The sequence below is a fragment of the Candidatus Reidiella endopervernicosa genome, from assembly GCF_013343005.1.
Taxonomy (GTDB): Bacteria; Pseudomonadota; Gammaproteobacteria.
The window spans coordinates 183,720-203,106 of sequence record NZ_CP054491.1 but is presented as its reverse complement, the minus strand read 5'-3'; the positions used below and the strand labels follow the sequence as shown (position 1 = coordinate 203,106).

The following is a 19,387-nucleotide window of genomic DNA, read 5'->3' as shown; positions in this document are numbered from 1 at the left end:
TCTCTCTGTCTCTGGCTCGATGCACGCCTAGCGGCGCGGTCCCATGAACATGCTGGTGTATTCCGCCGTGATCTCTTCGGCATCGACCTGCTCGACTTTGAACACGATTGGGGTGCTCGCGCTCTCAAGCAGTCGTGATGGTACACGAACAAAGAGGGTATAGCTGTTAAGGCGCCCCTTACGTGCCACCAGTGTCTTGTCGGCACCAACCACGACCATCTGCTCTGGGCCGGTTGCACTGATCCGGATCTTCATATCGGCGTCGGTCTTGTTCAACAGCTTGATGAAGTATTTGTTCTGGATCGAACCATCGCTCTGCTGCACAAACAGCGGCTGGCGATCGTGCAGTACCTTGAGTTCGATCGCACCGAGATGGGTCAGGCCATAGACCAGCCCAACAACCGCCAGGGTCATGATGGTGAAGTAGACCAGTACGCGTGGGCGCTTGCGCAGTGGGAGGGTCGGTTTGCCTTGAATCTCATCATAAGAGGCGTAACGGATCAGGCCACGAGGTCGATTGATCTTGTCCATCACCGAGTCACAGGCATCAATACAGAGTGCGCAGGTGATACACCCCTCCTGCTGCCCTTCACGAATGTCGATTCCGGTTGGGCAGACGGCCACACACTGGTTGCATTCGATGCAATCACCCATGCCCTCGACGTGTTGCCCCTTCTTCAGCTTGCCGCGCGGCTCACCACGGTTGAGATCGTAGGTGGGCAGCACTGTCTCCTCGTCATACATAACGCCCTGAATGCGGGCGTAGGGACAGAGCCAGAAGCAGGTCTGTTCACGCATAAATCCGGCAAGTACGTAGGTGCCAACAGTGAACAGGCCCAGCACGGTCCAGGCCACCGTCGGTGCGGTGAAGGTGAAGTAGCCGATCCAGAGGTCGTAGGCATCGGTGAACCAGGCGGCGAAGGTGACGCCGGTGAGTGCGCCAATCAGCAGCCACAGGGTGTGTTTGATCGTCTTGATACGGATCTTGTTCAGATCCCACGGTGCCTTCTCCAGCTTGCGCCGTTTGGCAGGTCCACCCTCAAGCTTCTCCTCAATCAGGGTGTAGATATCGGTCCAGATGGTCTGGAAGCAGAAGAAGCCGCAGTAGACGCGTCCGGCAACCGAGGTGACGGCGGCGAGTAGGATGGAGAAAAAGAGCAGTACCAGTGCCAGCATCCAGACATCCTGTGGCAGGATGGTGATGTTGAGGATGTGGAACTTCTCGTTGGGGATATCGAGCAGAATCGCCTGGCGATCATCCCAGCGCAGATAGGGGCCGAGGAAGAAGAAGATCCAGACCGTGGAGCTGAGCCACTTCAGGTTACGCCACATGCCGGGCATGCGTTTGGCGTGGATCGTCTCTTCGCCGGTATTGACGTGCCAGTGGGTCGACTCCTCATAGAGGGCGTCGACACCGCCCTGATCAACTCGCTTCTCTTGCTCGCTCACAGTCGCCTCCAGAAGCCGCAGCACCGAATGGACTGCAGCGTGGGAATTTGGTTACAACAGAATGGTGGAAAACCCCCTTGAGGGCTTTTCAGCATGCCGCTGAAAGGTCGTACTACGTGCTAACTCAAACGGGATATCCCGACCTAGGTATATTAGCACGTACTTAATAAGAAAAGGGGCTAGAAGCCCCCTTTCCGGTTACTAGTCGTCGGATTTGTCCGTATTCATCAGCTTACGTACTTTTACTACTAGAAATACGAAGACGACGATAGATACAGCTACGCTGATGTAGGAACCAATTGCTACCCAATCACTCATAGTTTGTCACTCCCAAATATCAGGTTGAGAAGTGGGGCTACAGGGCGTTAGCCGCCGTAGCCCCAATCCTTGGCTCTTACTGACCGCCGCCCATCTTACGGACATAGACTGCCAGCTTCTTGATGTCGGTCTCACTCAGCTTGTCACCAAACTTCGGCATTACAGCGTTGCGGGTCTCAGCATCTGAAGGGTCGTTAACACCGTGGCTGATGGTGTACTTGACGCTCTCGAGCTGATCGCCAGCAAAGCGGTAGATACTATCGGTCAGGTTGGCAGAGCCGAGTGCGGCCATACCCTTGCCATCTGCACCGTGACAGGCGAAACATGCCTTGCCCATGTAGAGCGCATTGCCGGTGACATTGCCATCAACGATAGACTGGGCCAGTGAATCGACCTCGTCGCTGCTGAGGGTCTTGCCGTGGGCGGTCATCATGCCCTGGCGACCATTGCTGATGCTGGCCTGGATGGCATCGATGCTACCACCGTAGAGCCAGTCATCATCGGCCAGAACAGGGAAGTTAGGACCACCCTGGCCGCCGCTGCCGTGACAGGCTGCACAGTTGTCACCGAACAGTACCTTGGCAGATGCACTGACGTAGCTGGAGAGCTCGTCATCGGCCAGGATAGCGGCTGCTGACATGCCCTGCAGTTTCGCCTCGTAGGGAGCACGAATCTCTTCGATGGCGCTGAGATCCTCTTTGTACTCACCAATTGAAGTCCAGCCGCTGACACCCTTGAAGTGGCCGTCGATCAGTGGCCATGAGGGGTACCAGATGGTGTATAGCACCACGCAGATCCAGCTGGCATGGAAACCGATACGCCACCATCCTGGTGGTTCATTCAGAAGCTCGCGCAGATTGTCATCCCAGATATGCCCGGTGTTGTTTTCACCTGGGAACGGGTTATTTTCACTCATTTCTTTTCCTCCGTATCAAAACGGTCGTCATCAAGCGGAATATGTTTTTGGGACTCAAGCTTCTCCTTATTCGCTGGGTGGAACGTATAGACGTAGGCCCAGATCATAAGGAGGAAGATACCGACTGTGACGATCAAACCGACCCAGTCGTTGAGCGTCATCGACGCCCAGTCCGTATCAAAATATTCGCTCAGATTACTCACGATAGTCCTTGGTCTCGTCGAACTTGACCATGGTGCCCATGACCTGCAGGTATGCGACCATCGCATCCATCTCTGTCTTGCCCTGAACTTCAGCGGCTGCAGAGGCGATGTCGGCGTCGGTGTATGGAACACCTACCATTCTCAGGCCACCCATGTTGGCTGCCAGAGCATCGCCATCGATGATGTTCTCATCAAACCACGGGTAGTTGGGCATGACCGACTCCGGAACCACAGAACGCGGAGCGCGCAGGTGGCGGATGTGCCAGTCGTCGGAGTACTTACCACCAACGCGGGCGAGGTCAGGACCGGTACGTTTAGAGCCCCACTGGAAGGGGTGGTCATACATCGACTCGGAAGCGAGTGAGTAGTGACCATAACGCTCCTTTTCATCACGGAAGGGACGAATCATCTGTGAGTGGCAGGTGTAGCAGCCTTCACGGATGTAGACGTCACGGCCAGCCAGCTCGAGCGGAGTGTAGGGACGAACACCGTCGCCTGCCTTCCAGTCGTTGAATGACTTGTCGCCACGCTCCCATGCGATCTCAGGGCTCTTGTTATGCTCCATCGTGTCCTTCAGGTAGAAGAGGGGCACGATCTCGACGATACCGCCGACAGAGAGCAGGACGAGCAGGAATACGAGCATTACGAACACTTTACGTTCGATCGTATCCTGCAGCTTGGTTGAATGAATCTGATTTGCCATTGTTATTCGCTCCTTTCCGGCTTAGGCGTTAGCGGGGGCTGCACTGGTGTCACGTGCGCCTGCTGCTTGACGGATGGTCATAACGACGTTGTAGAGCATGATGGCGCCGCCCAACCAGTAGATCATGCCGCCAATGGCACGCATCGCGTAGTAGGGGTGCATCGCTGCTACTGACTCGGCGAAGGTGTAGGTCAGGGTGCCGAACTCGTCGTAGCTACGCCACATCAGACCCTGCATGATGCCCGATACCCACATCGCGATGATGTAGACTACGGCACCGATGGTGGCGAGCCAGAAGTGGAGGTTAACCAGCTTGGAGGAGTACATATCGGTGTTCCACAGCTTCATTACCATATGGTAAAGCGCGCCGCAGGCAACCATTGCAACCCAACCCAGTGCACCGGAGTGTACGTGACCAACGGTCCAGTCGGTGTAGTGAGAGAGGGCGTTAACGGTCTTCGATGACATGACCGGACCCTCGAAGGTCGACATGGCATAGAAGGCGAGAGACATGATCAGGAAGCGCAGAACGTAGTCAGTACGCAGCTTATCCCAGGCTCCGGAGAGGGTCATCATACCGTTCACCGCGCCACCCCAAGAAGGAATGATCATCGCGAGTGAGACAGCCGCACCCAGAGAACCGGTCCAGTCTGGAAGAGCGGTGTACTGAAGGTGGTGAGCACCCAGCCATACATAACCGAACATCAGTGCCCAGAAGTGGATAACTGAGAGGCGGTATGAGAAGACCGGACGACCAGCCTGCTTCGGTACGAAGTAGTACATGATGCCGAGGAAGCCTGCAGTGAGGTAGAAGCCTACGGCATTATGGCCGTACCACCACTGGATCATCGCATCCTGTACACCGGAGAATACCGAGTAGGATTTGAACAGACCGACAGGGATCGCGAGGCTGTTAACCACGTGCAGGTAGGTGATCATCACCATCATGCCGAGGAAGAACCAGTTCGACACATAGATGTGGCTGCTCTTGCGCTGGTGGATGGTCATCAGGAAGTTGAAGCTATAGACCAGCCAGACAACGGCAATCGCAAGGTCAATTGGCCACTCCAGCTCTGCATACTCCTTACCCTGGGTGATGCCCAGTGGCAGGGTGATAACTGCAGAAACGATGATCAGGTTCCAGCCCCAGAAGACGAACCATGCCAGCTTGTTGCTGAACAGTGAAACGCCACAGGTACGCTGTACGCTATAGAACGATGTCGCCATCAGGGCACAGCCACCGAAAGCGAAGATAACGGCATTGGTGTGCAGAGGACGTAGACGCCCAAAGCTCAATTCAGCCATATCCAGGTTAAGAACTGGCCATGCCAGCTCTGATGCTACGTAAACACCCACCAGGGTGCCCACGACGAGGTAGACGATCGCCATGACGGTGAACCATCTGACGACCTCGAAGTTATACTTCTGGTCTTGCGTCGCTTCCACGAGATGCCTCCTTTACAGGTTGTTGCTACTAAAAGTTGTGTTGCTGATTTACTGCCTAGTACTACTTAAATAAATGGTGTTGGCTCCCAGAATGACGTTCGAGATTAGCTTCGAACGGAAATCGCACCAAAATGATGCGTTATTCAGGTCGCCTCAAAGAAATTCAGGCCGCTCTATCGACCACTCCATGTAGCCTCGTTTTTCGAGTGAGCTTACATGGAGTAATCGACATGAGTATTCCCTTGTAACTTCTTGTTCTGCTATGGGTGTTTCGTGATTTTGCAAAAGGAATATTGCGCTGCCCCTACCCAATGCACGCGGTATTGTATACCTATGGTGGTAACTATCCCATATACCGGAAGGGGATAATAGCGACTGGAAAGATATCAGAACATTGATATTTGTCAATTAACTGGCTATTTGCCCTATTTTGTTGCGAACTTACAACAATAAAGGGTGTCATCGACCGTTTCCGGTCGTTCATACGTCTATTCAGAAGGGGGTAGTTAGAGGGCGATCTTTCTTAGTGCCGCCGGATCGAGGATCTCGATCATGCGGTTTTTTACATCGAGCACCTTTTGCTCCTGAAGTTGCGAAAAGAGACGGCTGATTGTTTCCACGGCGAGACCAAGGTAGTTGCCGATATCGCTGCGCGACATGCTGAGACGGAAGGTGGAGGCGGGCATCTCTCGTTCTGCAAAACGGACTGAGAGATCGAGAAGGAAGGTGGCGAGGCGTTTGTTGGCTATCTGCTGATTAATCAGCGCGGTGATCTGTAGCTGCGAAAGCTGACCGCTAAGGGTGGCAATCAGCTCTTGCTGAAAGGCGGGTAGCTGTTCGCCGAGCTGCTCTAGCTGGTCGAATTCGAGACGACAGATGCTGCTCGCTTCCAGTGCGGTGACGCTGTAGGTGTAGTGGCCAGCCTGTATTGCATCGAGCCCGATCAACTCACCGGAAAAGTGGAAGGCGGTAACGCGAGGTCGTTTATCCTGGCTGCCGCAGCTGCTCTTGAACGATCCAGACTTGATCGCGTAGATGGCGTGGAAGGGCTCACCCTCCTCAAACAGGACCGCCCCGCGCTTTACTGTTTCACGGCGTTTAACGACCTTGTCTAGCTGCTCCAGGTCGTCGCTTTCCAGGCCAGCTACACGACAGATGCCATAGAGCGCGCAGAGATCACAGGCAACCTCGTTGGAGGTGTGTTTATGGTTACAGTGGTCGAGAATCAGGGGTTTAGCATGCTTGCTCATGGCGAGGCTTTAGCGGGTGTGCACTGGGAAGGTGGGCTCTGACTGGGGCAGCAGCTCACCCGCCGTCTCTTTCAGTTTTTCAAGATCGTTGATCTGAATACTGCGACGATTGACCGTCAGCAGGTGCTGATCGCAAAAACGGCTGAAGTGGCGACTGACGGTCTCAACCGCGAGGCCGAGATAGTTGCCAATATCGTTGCGAGACATGCTGAGGTTGAATTTGTGGGCGGAGAAGCCGCGCTGCTGCAGTCGATCAGAGAGGCTGAGCAGCAGGCTGGCAAGGCGCTCCTCGGCGCTCTTCTTGCCGATTTACATTAGAAGGTTGTGATCGTGCAGAATCTCGCGACTCATGATCTTGAGTAGTTGGCGCTGCAGGCTGGGGATACCGTGACTCAGGATTTCCAGCTCATCGAACGGTATTTCACAAAGGCTGGCGGTCTCCAGCGCCTTGGCGGTGCAGGGGTGGGCGCCGTCACTGATGGCATCGAGTCCGACCATCTCACCTGGGAGATGGAAACCGGTCACCTGCTCGAGGCCGTCACGGTTGGGTGTATAGGTCTTGATCGAACCGGAGCGCACTGCGTAGATGGAGTGAAACGAGTCACCCGCACGAAACAGCGTCTCACCGCGGGCGATCGGACGACGGCGACGGATGATCTCGTCGATGCGATCCATATCATCTTTACTGATACCGGTCGGCAGGCAGAGCTGATGCAGGCTGCAATCCTTGCAAGCGACATTCAGACCTGTGAGATCAACGACTTTTTTCTCTTTGGGTGCGCTCATGATGTGGGGTTTCTGCTCGATTCTGCTGCACACATTCCAACAGATGCAGCAGGGTTAATCAATTGTGGTTCATAATATAGGTTAGTGTGTTTCCCGCCGCGACGGTTCCGGGTATGCTTACGCTTTAATTTTTCCTCGGGGCAGATTGCCCCTACTAGCGCAGAGAAGAGAGCTATGGCTGAACGTAAGGCCACCGTAAATCGCGAGACGCTCGAAACCCAGGTTACGGTCAAGATCGACCTGGATGGCAGCGGAAAGTCACAGTTCGATACTGGACTCCCTTTCCTTGAGCATATGCTCGACCAGGTGGCACGCCACGGTCTGATCGATCTCGAGATCGAAGCCAAGGGTGATCTGCACATCGATGGACACCACACCGCTGAAGATATCGGTATTACCCTCGGCCAGGCCTTTGCCCAGGCGCTGGGTAATAAAAAAGGTATCTATCGCTATGGTCACGCCTATGTGCCGCTCGATGAGGCGCTCTCCCGCGTTGTAATCGACTTCTCAGGCCGACCCGGCATGGAGTACGGGGTCTCGTTTCCGCGTGCCTCTATCGGTGATTTTGAGACCGATCTCTTCCACGAGTTCTTCCAGGGTTTTGTTAACCACGCCTTGGTAACGCTGCACATCGATAGTCTGTGTGGTGTGAACAGTCATCACATCGCCGAGACGATCTTCAAGGCGTTTGGGCGTGCAGTTCGCATGGCGATTGAGTCAGATAGCCGCATGGGTGACCAGTTGCCATCGACCAAGGGCAGTCTCTAAGCCACAATATCTCTGGACCCGTTATGAGCACCGTCGCAGTCATCGATTATGGTATGGGTAACCTCCACTCCGTCTCCAAGGCGTTGGAGCATGTCGCCGATGGCGAGCGTGTGCTGGTTACAAGCGACCCCGCGCAGATCCTCAAAGCCGACCGCGTGGTTCTGCCGGGTGTTGGTGCCATCCGTGACTGTATGGGTGAGATCAAACGTCTCGGCATCGATCAGGTGGTGCGCGAGGTGGCTGAGAATAAACCACTGCTTGGTGTCTGCGTGGGTATGCAGGCGCTGCTTGATGAGAGCGCGGAGAACGGCGGCGTTGAGTGTATCGGTATGCTGCCGGGTCGGGTGCGTTACTTTGGTGATGCCTTCGATGCAACTGCTACCGCGGAGCTGAAGATTCCCCACATGGGCTGGAATCAGGTTCACCAGCGGGTAGCGCATCCGATGTGGCGTGAGATTGCCCAGGATAGCCGCTTCTACTTCGTACACAGCTACTATGTAGAGGTGGCCGATGAGTCGCTGGCGGCCGCGAGTTCTGACTACGGTACCCAATTTACCTCAGCGGTAACGCGTGGCAATTTGTTTGCAGTACAGTTTCACCCAGAGAAGAGTCAGCACGCCGGACTGCAGCTCTACGCCAACTTCCTGCGTTGGAATGGTGAGAGTGACTGAGACCCATAATGATAATCTTCAAAAGTTGGAGAGGATGTTGAGATGCTTTTAATTCCCGCGATCGATATCAAAGACGGTAAGTGTGTGCGCCTGCGTCAGGGCAAGATGGAAGATGAGACTATTTTTGCCGATGATCCGGTGGAGATGGCCGCGCAGTGGGTGGAGAAGGGCGCACGGCGCCTGCACCTGGTCGACCTGAACGGTGCCTTTGCCGGCAAGCCGGTTAACGGAGATGTGGTGCGCCGCATTGCCGAGGCATTCCCCGATCTGCCGATCCAGATTGGCGGCGGTATTCGCGATGAGGAGACGGTACAGTCCTACCTCGATATTGGTGTGCAGTATGTGATTATCGGCACCAAGGCGGTCAGTGCGCCGCATTTTGTCAACGATCTCTGTCTCGACTTCCCCGGCCACATCATCGTCGGCCTCGATGCCAAAGATGGCAAGGTGGCGATTGATGGCTGGTCGAAGCTCTCCCACCACGATGTGATCGACATGGCGCAGCACTTCGAGTCAGACGGTGTTGAAGCAATCATCTATACCGATATCGGCCGAGACGGCATGATGAACGGTGTCAATGTTGAGGCGACCGCCAAGCTGGCTGGTTCGATCCATATTCCGGTGATCGCCTCGGGCGGTATCACCAATCTCGATGATATTCGTGATCTGGCCAAGGTCGCTGATGAGGGTATTACTGGTGCGATCACCGGCCGTGCCATCTATGAAGGTACGCTCGACTTTGTTGAAGGTCAGCAGCTCGCCGATGAGCTGGCGGCCGACTAATTCAGATGGGACTCGCAAAACGCATTATCCCCTGTCTCGATGTCGACAATGGTCGTGTGGTGAAGGGCGTACAGTTTGTCGAAATCCGTGACGCGGGTGATCCGGTCGAGATTGCTCGTCGCTACGACGAGCAGGGTGCCGATGAGCTGGTGTTTCTCGATATTACCGCCTCTTCCGATGACCGTGAGACGATCGTACACGTGGTCGAGCAGGTGGCCGGACAGGTCTTTATTCCGCTAACCGTCGGTGGTGGGATTCGCAACGTCGACGATATTCGTCGCATGCTTAACGCCGGCGCCGACAAGGTCGGTATCAATACCGCAGCGGTGTTTAACCCTGAATTTGTTAAAGAGGCGGCCGAGAAATTTGGCTCGCAGTGCATCGTAGTGGCGATTGATGCCAAGCGTGTTAGCGCAGAGGGTGAGCCGCTACGCTGGGAGATCTTTACCCACGGTGGTCGCAAGCCAACCGGAATCGATGCACTGGAGTGGGCCGAGAAGATGGTCGACTTTGGCGCCGGTGAGCTGCTGGTCACCAGCATGGATCGCGATGGCACCAAGATTGGTTTTGATAATGAGCTCTACCGCGCCATCAGTCGTGTGGTGCGCGTGCCGCTAATCGCCTCGGGCGGTGTCGGTAACCTTGACCACATGGTCGAGGGGGTGACCGAAGGCAACGCCGATGCGGTGCTGGCGGCAAGTATCTTCCACTTCGGCGAGCACACCGTTGAGGAGTGCAAGCATCGCATGCAGAGCGCCGGTATCGAGGTGCGACTCTAGATGAGCAGCGCCTGGCTCGACGAGATTAAGTGGGATAGTGACGGTCTGCTACCCGCAATTGCCCAGGATGCTGAGACGGGCGAGATCCTGATGTTTGCCTGGATGAACCGTGAATCGCTGGCGCTTTCAGTTGAAGAGGGACGTGCCATCTATTGGTCACGTTCACGCGGCAAGCTGTGGCGCAAGGGCGAAGAGTCGGGCCATGTGCAGCAGGTCAAAGAGTTTCGTGTCGACTGTGATAGTGATGTGTTGCTGATGAAGGTGAATCAGATCGGTGATATCGCCTGCCATACCGGACGACGCAGCTGCTTTTATAAACGACTCGATGCAGGACACTGGACTGAGGCCGATCCGGTGCTTAAAGATCCCAAGGATATCTACGGTAAATAGCATGAGTGACGTACTCGATCGACTCGCCGAGGTACTAGAGGCACGCAAGCAGGCGGAGCCCGATAGCTCCTATGTCGCCTCTCTCTACGCCAAGGGCCTCGACTCGATCCTGAAAAAGGTGGGTGAGGAGGCGACCGAGACGGTGATCGCCGCCAAGGATGGGGTTGAACAGCAGGTGGTCTATGAAACGGCTGATCTCTGGTTCCATACCCTGGTGATGCTCAAACATCTCGATATCGACCACCACGCCGTACTCGATGAACTTGATCGCCGTTTCGGACTCTCAGGGATTGAAGAGAAGGCGAGTCGGGGTAACAAATGAGCGACTGCCTCTTCTGTAAGATCGTTGCAGGTGAGATACCGGCTGATATTGTCCATCAGGACGATCAGGTGGTGGTGTTTCGTGATATCAACCCGAAGGCGAAAGTGCATCTTCTGGTAATTCCCCGTATTCATGTTACGGGTTTAAATGGTATTAATAGTGAGCACGATGCGCTGATGGCGCACATGTTGCGACTGCTGCCAGAGCTGGCGGCGCGCGAAGGGCTAGAGACCGGTTTTCGTACCATTATCAACACCGGTAAGGGTGGTGGCCAAGAGGTCTTCCATCTCCATATTCACCTGCTTGGCGGCGACGACCTGCCGGGCTTCTGACACAACTGAAGGAAATTAATTATGGGTTTTAGCATCTGGCAACTGGTTATCGTTCTGGTCATCGTACTGCTGCTGTTCGGTACCAAGAAGCTGCGTAATGTGGGTGGCGATCTCGGTGGTGCGATCAAGAGCTTTAAGAGCGCGGTGAAGGATGGGGAGGGCGAGGCTAAGCAGGCCAAGATCGATGAGAAGTCCGATAACATCATCGAGGGTGAGGTCACCGAAGAGGAGAAGGATAAAAACGCCTAAGCAGCTGCTGCGCGTTATATCCACCAATAAACTCCTCGCTGGGTAACTAGACCATGTTTGATATCGGTTTCATGGAGCTCTCTCTGATCGGCGTCGTACTGCTGCTGGTCGTCGGTCCTGAACGCATGCCCAAAGTGGCGCGTACCGCCGGTCACTGGTTCGGCAAGGCACGCTATTTTGTCTCCTCGGTGAAGGCCGATATCGATCGTGAGATTAAGGCGGAAGATCTACAGCGCATGATGAAGGAGCAGGCCGATAGCAGTGGTCTGCACGAGATCTACGATGAGACCAGCACCGCACTCGATGAGGCGGCACTGGATGAGAATCTTGAGATTCTCGATGGTGATGAGATCGCCGATACCCTGGCCGATATATCGTCCAAGTCGGACGATAAGAGCGGCAACAGCCCTGAGACAAAAGAGCCTACGAGTGAGGAGTCGAGCGCTAAATGAGTGAGAACAGCGCTACGCCTGACGACCAGGTCAACGAACAACCCTTCGTCTCCCACCTGTTTGAACTACGCGATCGCCTACTACGGGTTGTATTAGCGATACTGGTCCTCTTTCTTGGCCTCTTTCCCTTTGCTAACGATATCTATGTGATTGTGGCGGGACCGTTGCTGGAGAGTCTGCCGACCGGTTCGACGATGATCGTCACCGGCCCGATCGACGCTTTCTTTACGCCGATGAAGCTGACCCTGGTTCTCTCGATCTACATCGTGATGCCCTTCATCCTGCTCCAGGTCTGGGGCTTCATCGCACCGGGCCTCTATACGCACGAGCGCCAGCTGGTATTCCCACTAATGGCCTCTAGCTCGCTGCTTTTCTATGCTGGCATGGCCTTTGCCTACTTTGTCGTCTTCCCGATCATGTTCCCATTCCTGGTTGGCTACACACCGGAAGGGGCGCAGATGATGCCCGACATTGGACGCTATCTGGAGATCGTACTGAAGCTCTTTTTCGCCTTCGGTCTCGCCTTTGAGGTGCCGATTGCCACCATTCTGCTCGTCACGACCGGTATGACGACCCCGGAAAGTCTGACCGAGAAACGCCCCTATGTGATCGTCTTCGCCTTTATCTTTGGCATGCTGCTCACCCCGCCCGATATCTTCTCTCAGACCCTGCTGGCGATTCCGATGTGGATTCTGTTTGAGGTCGGAGTCTGGTACTCACGCATCCTGGTCAAGCGCAAACGTAAACGTGAGATTGATGAGGGGTTGATCGATCCAGAGGCGGAGAGCGACGTTGATGAGTCCGGTGAGGCGCGTTTTACACCGATGAGCGACGAAGAGATGGACGAAGAGCTCGACCGCATTGAGGCCGAAGAGGCGTTTTACGACGACGATGAGGAAGAGACGCCAAAGAAGAGTTAGTCGTAGCTTGGGTTGAACGAAGTGATACCCAATATATGCCCAAGAACTTAACTGCTGCGCCCTTGGTGGGTTTCTCTTTACACCAAGGAGACTTTCTCGCTTCGCTCAGGGCGCACTCCACCCACCCCACGCTCCTCACACCCCGCATACCCAGCTGCTAGGCTCACCCTATCGAGCTATTTCATTGAGGCCGCGCCATGCGTCTGATCGCAATTCTACTACTCCTGCTCTATCTACCGCTGCTTAACGCGGCCAACACCCTGGCCGGTCACCCCTCTCCCTATCTAGCCATGCACGCTGAAGACCCTGTTGAGTGGCAGGCGTGGGGGCCAGAGGTGCTTGAGCGTGCGCGTCGCGAGAATAAGTTGCTGTTTGTCTCAGTGGGCTATTTCGCCTGCTACTGGTGCCATGTAATGCAGAAGGAGAGCTTCCGTGATCCCGCCGTGGCTGCGCTGCTAAACCGCTACTTCATTGCCGTGAAGGTCGACCGAGAGCTGCAGCCGGCGCTGGATGAGTGGTTGATGGGTTTTGTTGAGCGCACCGAAGGGCGCGGTGGCTGGCCGCTTAACGTCTTTATCACCCCTGCGGGCAATCCACTTGTCGGTACTGTCTACCAGCCGCAGCCCACCTTCAAACGGCTGCTTGAGGGATTGCAGGGACGTTGGGTGAGTGAACATCAATCGCTGGCACGAATGGCTGAAACAGCTGCCAGGGCAATGCAGGCCGAGGCCAGTGAGGCGCAAGAGCCGATGCCTGAGGATGGGGCTGCAGAGCTGCAGCAGCGATTCCTGCAGCAGCTGGATGACCACTGGGACGAGTTTGAGGGCGGTTTTGGAAATCAGAGCAAGTTTCCCTCGGTACCCCAGCTACGGACCATTCTGCACGCCAATGCAAAGGCCACTGACTCAGCGCTTGAGGCATTTCTCCATCTGACACTTAAACAGATGGCTGCTGCGGGTCTGCGTGATCAGGTCGGTGGCGGCTTTTTCCGTTACACCGTAGACCCCGGTTGGCAGATACCCCACTTCGAGAAGATGCTCTACGATAATGCGCAGTTGGCCGACCTCTATCTTGAGGCAGCGGTGCTGTTAGAAGAGCCGTACTATCGCGAGGTAGGGCTCGATACACTCAATTTTGTGCTGCGTGAGATGGCGGGTGATGGTGCCTACATCGCCAGCCTCTCGGCGGTCGATGAGCTAGGCGAGGAGGGTGGTGCCTACTTCTGGCGTAAGGAGATGCAGCGGTTGCTGAGTGCTGATGAGTGGCAGCTGTTAAAGCGCTACTGGGGCGTCGATCTGAGTGGTGCGGCCGAACAGCTTCCACGTCAGACAGTGATGTTGACCGTAGCGGCAATCAGTCTTGGGCTCAGTGAGCGGCAGGCACAACAACGGTTGATGAGTGCGCGTAGCAAACTGATAAAACATCGTCGCCTGGAACAGTTTCCACGTGATGTTAAACAGATTGCGGAGTGGAATGGGCTGCTGCTGACGGCGCTGAGTCGAGCTGTCATGGTGAGTGACCGCAAAGAGTATCGCGCAGCGGCCGAGGGGTTGGCCGAGTTCCTGGCAACACGCCAGTGGGATGGTCAGCAGCTCTTCAGGATGGCTTCGCGCCAGCAGCGTGTTGGTCGCGCGGTACTGGGCGATTACGCCGCAGTCGCTGAGGGACTGGCCTCATGGGCGAAGGTGACTCATTCAGAGCGCTATCTAAAACTGGCGGAAAGAGTGTTGCGTCGAGCATGGCGTGACTTCATGACCGAGCAGGGGTGGCAGTTGCAGGCGGAAGCGCTGGTCCCATTCGGTGTGGCAGAACAGGTGGTGAGTGATGGACCGATCGGATCACCCTCATCGCGGCTGCTAAAGGTGACGCTACAGGTCGCCAAACGGTTAAAGAGTCGAGCGTTACTACAGCGTGCAGAGCAGGCCCTTGGAAAGGGTTACGGTGAGATGAAAGGTTCGCCCTTCTGGTATGCAAGCCAAATCGACCTGCTGGCAAATTACCGCTCCGATTGATCCTCGTAACGTATGCGAATACCGTGTAACAGAGAGAGGGTAATCTCTTCCGCGCGTAGCTCCTTGGGGAAGTAGGTACCGGAGATTTTGGCGCCAAACAGACTGGTGCCTCGTATGTTGCAGTTTCGGAAATCGATGCCGCGCAGATCCGACTGGCGCAGGTAGCTGTCAGAGAGATCAAGGCCGTCGGCAATCATTCCCCGCAGATCGAGTCCGCGTAGGTCTGCGCCGGTGAGATCACACGTTGCACCGGCACGGATCTGTTCATTGAACTCTTCGACCTTACCGTGACGTAGTAGCTGGTAGAGTGGATCGTCTCGTATCTCGGGTGTACTCATGTGATCTCCATTCTCAATAGGTGTGGCTGACTATAGATATAGCACGATCCTCAGCGCTGGTATGCAGCCTCGTTGTCGCTGTGCAGTATGTGATAGATAGCAGGTAGCAGAAAGAGGGTTACAAGTGCCGAGAAGGAGAGACCAAAGACGATGCAGACCGCCAGAGGGCGTAGCATCTCAGCCCCTTCACCGAGCCCGAGTGCTAACGGAAGCAGGCCGACTATGGTGGTGAGGGTGGTCATCAGGATAGGGCGCAGGCGGATGCGAGCCGCCTCAACAATCGCCTCCAGCAGCAGGCTTCCCTGTTGCCGCAACAGCTCAATGGTCTCCACCAGCACGATGGCGTTGTTGACCACAATACCGACCAGCATGATCACCCCGAGCCAGACCGGCATTGAAAGGGGCAGCTCAAGCGCATTGATGCCGGTGGCGACACCGATCAGGGTGAAGGGGATGGCGAGCAGGATGATCAGTGGATTACGTAGCGACTCATATTGGACCGCCATCACCACAAAGACGAGAAATAGCGCCAGACCGAGCAGCATGGTGGTGGTTGTCTGACCGCGTTTAAGGGTTTCAGAGGCGCCCGCTTCGTAGATCACGTAACCCTCGGGTAGCTGAAGTTCGCTGAGTCGTGAATCGATATGCTGCAACACCTCGCCCAGCGTGGCGCTGCCACTTAGTGATGCGCTTACCTCGACGATGCGCTGTTGGTTGTCGCGCATGATCTGAGCGGCGGCAGGGACCAGCGCGATCTGTGCCACCTCACGCAGATGGATCGCCTGCTGTTCGCCATTATTGGTGTAGAGCAGGAGTTGCTGAAGCGATTCGATACCGCTGATCTCGCTGCGTGGAAGTCGTACGCGGATATCGTAGCTGCGGTCGCCCTCAAGATAGTCGGTGACGATACGCCCGGTGATAGCGAGTTGGATCGCATCGGAGATCTCTTTGGCACTTAGCCCCAGGGTAGCAGCGCGGTCACGATCAATGGTGACTGCCAGCTCCTGGCGCAGCTCCTCAGAGGAGTGGCTCAGGTTGCTGATACCCTCAACCCCCTGCAGCTGATCTACGATCTGATAGGCGAGCTCATCGAGTCGATCAAGGTCGGGTCCCTGCAGGCGCATGCTGATGTCGTCATCGCCGCTGCTGATGCGGATGCCGCGTACCCCTCGGGTTCGGATGCGCACCTTAATGCCGGGCAGCTGCTGTTTGGCGACCAGTTTGCGCATCTTCGCCACCCAGCTATCGGTGTTGCTGTCGCGTTGACTGCGTGGTGTGAGCTGTACCACCAGGCTGCCGCGATTACTCGACTCATACTGTGAGCGACCAAAGATAAAACCACCGACGGTAGAGAAGATTGAGACCACCTCGGGTTGCTCATTGAGTAGCGCCTCAATGGTGGCGACCTGCTGATCCATCTCAGTCATGGTGATGCCGCTGTCACCGGTGATGTGGATGTTGACGTTGCCATCATCAAGGCGCGGCAGGAAGGTCTGATTCTCGCCAAGGATGCCCTGCAGCGAGATGAAGAGGGCGGAACAGAAGAGTGCGACCATGAACACTCTGCGTCCAGTGCTCGCGATGACTCGCTCCAGGGTGTTGCCGTAGCGTAGTTGCAGCGCCCTGATCAGGGTATCGATGTGTTTTCGCAGAGGACTGATCTGACCGAGGGGCACCCGCACCGCAAGTGAGGGTACCAGCGTGAGTGCTACCAGTAGTGAGGCGAAGATCGCCGCCGAGATGGTGAAGATCAGCTCGCGAAATAGTAGCCCGATCAGACCGCTAATGAAGAGAAAGGGGAGGATCGCCGCGAGGTTGGTTGAGGTGGAGGCGACGATGGCGCTGTTGATTTCACCGGCAGCATGGCGGCCTGCCTCATCCCACCGCTCCCCCTCGCGCTGATGGCGGTAGATGTTCTCCAGCATCACGATGGTGTTATCGACCAGCATTCCGATACCGACGGTCAGGCCACCCAGGGTCATGATATTGAGGGTCAGTCCACCGACGTCCATCAATATAAAAGTTGCTGAGACGGCAATTGGAATCACACTGCCGATGATCAGGGTGCGGCGCAGGCTGCCAAGAAAGAGGTAGACGACAATCATCGCCAGCAGCGCACCACTGCTAGCAGCAATGACCGTATTGTTGACCGCCTGACTGACGTAGATGCTCTGATCGGAGACCGCCTCGATGACGATATCCTCGGGAATTAGCTGCTGCGAGCGGAGCCAGTCGAGGCGTGTGTGGACCATCTCGGCGACATCAAGGGTATTGGCGCCGGGCTGTTTCTGAATTGAGAGCTTGAGGCCAGGGCGGTCATTGAGGCGTACCCGTAGTCGTTCATCCTCGTGGCTGTCGACCACCTGAGCGACCTCATCGAGGCGAATGGTGCTGCCATCGGGCAGACTTATCGGCAGGGCAGTGATCTGCTCGATGGAGGTGAAGCGTGCGCTGGTGCGGGTCGGCAGTTCACGCTGCGGTAGGTAGAGACGCCCCCCCGGTGCCTCCAGGTTGCCCTCCTCGAGGGTGCCGATAAGGTCGTCGAGTTTTAGCCCCAGTCCTTCAAGACGTCCCTGGTCGGGCAGTATCTGGATCTCGCGTACCAGTCCACCACCGACCTCAGCCGCCGCGACCCCCGGCAGATTGAGGAACCACTTGGAGAAGGTGTAGTCGGTCCAGCTGCGCAGCTCGACGGTACTGCGTTCATTGGAGCTGATAATGAATTCGAGTATCGCGATCTGCGCCGGGTCGCGTTTGTAGATCACCGGTGCATCGATGGTATCGGGCAGAAAGCGTTTGGCTCGGTCGAGACGGGTACTGGCATCGCGCAGCGCCAGGTCGATATCTTTTCCGTAGGGGAAGGTGAGGTCGACTGAGGAGCGTCCCTCAGTGGTGCGCGACTGGACGCTGATCGCATCCTCAGTGATTGCCAGCTGCTCTTCAAGCTGGCGGGTAACACGGTCTTCCATCACCTTGGCGGGGACGCCGCTGTCGAGAATCCGTACTCTTACTTCGGGGTAGATCAGATGCGGCAACAGATCGACGGCAAGGCGCTGCAGGGCGGTCATGCCCAGAACCACTAGCGCTAATACCAGCATGATGATGCCGATCGGATGGCGTATCGCCCAGGCAGCGAGACCGCCGCTTCGTTCAGAGATGGCGCGCTGAATGGTAGCCACTAGTTTGCTGCCTTACCCTTCTCTGGTTTCGATTTGCCGGGTTCGATGACTGCCTTGCCGGGACGTAGACCGAGAAAACCGCGTGTGATGATCTGGTCGCCCGCGCCGAGTCCGTCGAGAATCTCGATACGGTTGCCGAGATGAATTCCCGTGACCACCTCAACCTGCCGAGCCTTGCCTTCGCCATCGACACGGTAGACGAAACTGCCGCTACGACCACTCTGGATTGCGGTGGCTGGTAGCAGCAGTCGTTCGGCGAGATTGGTGCTGAGGGTGATACGACAGAGCTGACCGGCACGCGCACCAGCGGGAACGGGTTTGATCTCAACTTCTATAATGCCCTGACGACTCTGCTCATCAAGGGTGGGGTGGATGCGGAGGATAGTGCCGGGGAAGGTGCGCTCACCAAGTGCATCGATGCGTACATCGAGCGTATCGCCGGTCTGCAGTGCGGGTAGCATCAGTTCGGAGACGGCTACCCGCGTAATCAGCGAGGCGGGGTCGATCAGGGTCAACAGGTGGGTGTGGCGAGGTGCGATGTCGCCGGGTGAGGCGAGGCGTGCGCTGAGAATGCCATCAAAGGGGGCGCTGATCAGGGTGTACTGCAGGCGTGTCTCGAGTACTCGCTCCTCGGCGCGGGCGACATCAAGCGCAGTGCGTGTGCGTGCCAGTTGGTCATCGGCGGCAAGCTTCTGTTTTACCAGTCGTTCAATGCGTTTCAGATCAAGTTCAGCCTGGCGGCGAGTAGCGCTCGCCTTGTCGAGCTGTGCCTTGAGGAGATCGCGCTCCATGCTAACGAGGCGATCGCCTTCGCTGATCTGATCACCCTCAAAGAAAGGTAGCTCAACGATACGACCATCCTCCTGGTTGTGTATCTCAACCTGGCGGCGCGCCTGCAGGGTGCCGGTGAGGGTGGTGCGGTGCCCCGCCGTCTCAAGGCTGACATCGATCGTTTCGACCAGATGCGCCTGTTTGGGGCGTTTTTTGTCGCCATTGGCCTGCTGATCACCGCAGGCAGTGATCAGCAATGCTGTTGAGAGTGTGAGTAGGTATATGAGTCGTTGCATAGGGCTGGTGGTTCTTCTTATTACCGGGAGCGTAGCAATCATCTCTTTCCTTGG

At 56.1% G+C, this 19,387-nt stretch carries 22 protein-coding genes; 11 read left to right on the top strand and 11 right to left on the bottom strand.

Annotated features, from left to right (window positions below; translation table 11 throughout):
- Nucleotides 1-27 precede the first annotated feature (27 nt).
- The 8 genes from ccoG to HUE57_RS19860 form a co-directional block, all read right to left on the bottom strand.
- The gene (gene ccoG, locus HUE57_RS01005) at nucleotides 28-1,449 is read right to left on the bottom strand and encodes a cytochrome c oxidase accessory protein CcoG (RefSeq protein ID WP_078483151.1); all 1,422 of its coding nucleotides are present in this window, start codon (nucleotides 1,447-1,449) and stop codon (nucleotides 28-30) included.
- 394 nt (nucleotides 1,450-1,843) lie between these two features.
- Complete coding sequence (locus HUE57_RS01000) at nucleotides 1,844-2,683, bottom strand: c-type cytochrome (RefSeq protein WP_078483073.1); 840 nt, start codon at nucleotides 2,681-2,683, stop codon at nucleotides 1,844-1,846.
- Entirely contained in the window at nucleotides 2,680-2,886 is a 207-nt protein-coding gene (locus HUE57_RS00995; RefSeq protein WP_078483072.1) for a cbb3-type cytochrome c oxidase subunit 3, read from the bottom strand. Before HUE57_RS00995 ends, HUE57_RS01000 begins: the two co-directional genes overlap by 4 nt.
- Nucleotides 2,879-3,589 (bottom strand): cytochrome-c oxidase, cbb3-type subunit II, encoded by a 711-nt coding sequence (gene ccoO / locus HUE57_RS00990; protein ID WP_078483071.1) that lies wholly within the window; start codon nucleotides 3,587-3,589, stop codon nucleotides 2,879-2,881. Before ccoO ends, HUE57_RS00995 begins: the two co-directional genes overlap by 8 nt.
- A gap of 21 nt (nucleotides 3,590-3,610) precedes the next feature.
- A complete protein-coding gene (ccoN, locus tag HUE57_RS00985; RefSeq protein WP_078483070.1) occupies nucleotides 3,611-5,035 on the bottom strand; it encodes a cytochrome-c oxidase, cbb3-type subunit I in 1,425 nt (474 codons plus the stop codon).
- 506 nt (nucleotides 5,036-5,541) lie between these two features.
- Complete coding sequence (locus tag HUE57_RS00980; RefSeq protein WP_078483069.1) at nucleotides 5,542-6,285, bottom strand: helix-turn-helix domain-containing protein; 744 nt, start codon at nucleotides 6,283-6,285, stop codon at nucleotides 5,542-5,544.
- A 9-nt stretch (nucleotides 6,286-6,294) separates the two neighbouring features.
- Complete coding sequence (locus HUE57_RS19865; RefSeq protein WP_320416306.1) at nucleotides 6,295-6,534, bottom strand: helix-turn-helix domain-containing protein; 240 nt, start codon at nucleotides 6,532-6,534, stop codon at nucleotides 6,295-6,297.
- A gap of 60 nt (nucleotides 6,535-6,594) precedes the next feature.
- Nucleotides 6,595-7,071 (bottom strand): cyclic nucleotide-binding domain-containing protein, encoded by a 477-nt coding sequence (locus tag HUE57_RS19860; RefSeq protein ID WP_320416259.1) that lies wholly within the window; start codon nucleotides 7,069-7,071, stop codon nucleotides 6,595-6,597.
- Nucleotides 7,072-7,245: 174 nt separating this feature from the next.
- Here HUE57_RS19860 and hisB point away from each other — a divergent pair, with 174 nt between their 5' ends.
- From hisB to HUE57_RS00920, 11 genes are all read left to right on the top strand, one after another.
- On the top strand, nucleotides 7,246-7,839 hold the full coding sequence (hisB, locus tag HUE57_RS00970; protein ID WP_078483068.1) for an imidazoleglycerol-phosphate dehydratase HisB: 594 nt from the start codon (nucleotides 7,246-7,248) through the stop codon (nucleotides 7,837-7,839).
- A 23-nt stretch (nucleotides 7,840-7,862) separates the two neighbouring features.
- The gene (hisH, locus tag HUE57_RS00965) at nucleotides 7,863-8,510 is read left to right on the top strand and encodes an imidazole glycerol phosphate synthase subunit HisH (RefSeq protein WP_078483067.1); all 648 of its coding nucleotides are present in this window, start codon (nucleotides 7,863-7,865) and stop codon (nucleotides 8,508-8,510) included.
- Between the two features lie 42 nt (nucleotides 8,511-8,552).
- The gene (gene hisA, locus HUE57_RS00960) at nucleotides 8,553-9,293 is read left to right on the top strand and encodes a 1-(5-phosphoribosyl)-5-[(5-phosphoribosylamino)methylideneamino]imidazole-4-carboxamide isomerase (RefSeq protein WP_078483066.1); all 741 of its coding nucleotides are present in this window, start codon (nucleotides 8,553-8,555) and stop codon (nucleotides 9,291-9,293) included.
- A 5-nt stretch (nucleotides 9,294-9,298) separates the two neighbouring features.
- Entirely contained in the window at nucleotides 9,299-10,072 is a 774-nt protein-coding gene (gene hisF / locus HUE57_RS00955; protein ID WP_078483065.1) for an imidazole glycerol phosphate synthase subunit HisF, read from the top strand.
- Entirely contained in the window at nucleotides 10,073-10,462 is a 390-nt protein-coding gene (hisI, locus tag HUE57_RS00950) for a phosphoribosyl-AMP cyclohydrolase (RefSeq protein WP_078483064.1), read from the top strand. It abuts the gene before it with no gap.
- 1 nt (nucleotide 10,463) lies between these two features.
- Nucleotides 10,464-10,784: a phosphoribosyl-ATP diphosphatase gene (locus HUE57_RS00945; RefSeq protein WP_078483063.1), complete on the top strand. Its 321-nt coding sequence runs from the start codon at nucleotides 10,464-10,466 to the stop codon at nucleotides 10,782-10,784.
- Nucleotides 10,781-11,116 (top strand): histidine triad nucleotide-binding protein, encoded by a 336-nt coding sequence (locus HUE57_RS00940; protein ID WP_078483062.1) that lies wholly within the window; start codon nucleotides 10,781-10,783, stop codon nucleotides 11,114-11,116. The genes HUE57_RS00945 and HUE57_RS00940 overlap by 4 nt, the downstream gene beginning before the upstream one ends.
- 21 nt (nucleotides 11,117-11,137) lie before the next feature.
- Entirely contained in the window at nucleotides 11,138-11,365 is a 228-nt protein-coding gene (gene tatA, locus HUE57_RS00935; protein WP_078483061.1) for a Sec-independent protein translocase subunit TatA, read from the top strand.
- 53 nt (nucleotides 11,366-11,418) lie between these two features.
- Nucleotides 11,419-11,817 (top strand): Sec-independent protein translocase protein TatB, encoded by a 399-nt coding sequence (gene tatB, locus HUE57_RS00930; RefSeq protein ID WP_078483060.1) that lies wholly within the window; start codon nucleotides 11,419-11,421, stop codon nucleotides 11,815-11,817.
- Complete coding sequence (tatC, locus tag HUE57_RS00925) at nucleotides 11,814-12,737, top strand: twin-arginine translocase subunit TatC (protein ID WP_078483059.1); 924 nt, start codon at nucleotides 11,814-11,816, stop codon at nucleotides 12,735-12,737. The genes tatB and tatC overlap by 4 nt, the downstream gene beginning before the upstream one ends.
- A 197-nt stretch (nucleotides 12,738-12,934) precedes the next feature.
- Nucleotides 12,935-14,749: a thioredoxin domain-containing protein gene (locus HUE57_RS00920; protein ID WP_078483058.1), complete on the top strand. Its 1,815-nt coding sequence runs from the start codon at nucleotides 12,935-12,937 to the stop codon at nucleotides 14,747-14,749.
- On the opposite strand, the gene HUE57_RS00915 is transcribed toward HUE57_RS00920, so the two are convergent.
- The 3 genes from HUE57_RS00915 to HUE57_RS00905 are packed head-to-tail and all read right to left on the bottom strand — an operon-like array spanning nucleotide 14,734 to nucleotide 19,333.
- The gene (locus HUE57_RS00915) at nucleotides 14,734-15,087 is read right to left on the bottom strand and encodes a pentapeptide repeat-containing protein (protein WP_078483057.1); all 354 of its coding nucleotides are present in this window, start codon (nucleotides 15,085-15,087) and stop codon (nucleotides 14,734-14,736) included. The genes HUE57_RS00920 and HUE57_RS00915 overlap by 16 nt on opposite strands.
- A 50-nt stretch (nucleotides 15,088-15,137) precedes the next feature.
- Nucleotides 15,138-18,266, bottom strand: coding sequence for an efflux RND transporter permease subunit (locus HUE57_RS00910; protein ID WP_236725648.1), 3,129 nt, complete (start codon nucleotides 18,264-18,266; stop codon nucleotides 15,138-15,140).
- Entirely contained in the window at nucleotides 18,266-19,333 is a 1,068-nt protein-coding gene (locus HUE57_RS00905) for an efflux RND transporter periplasmic adaptor subunit (RefSeq protein WP_078483056.1), read from the bottom strand. Before HUE57_RS00905 ends, HUE57_RS00910 begins: the two co-directional genes overlap by 1 nt.
- Nucleotides 19,334-19,387 lie beyond the last annotated feature (54 nt).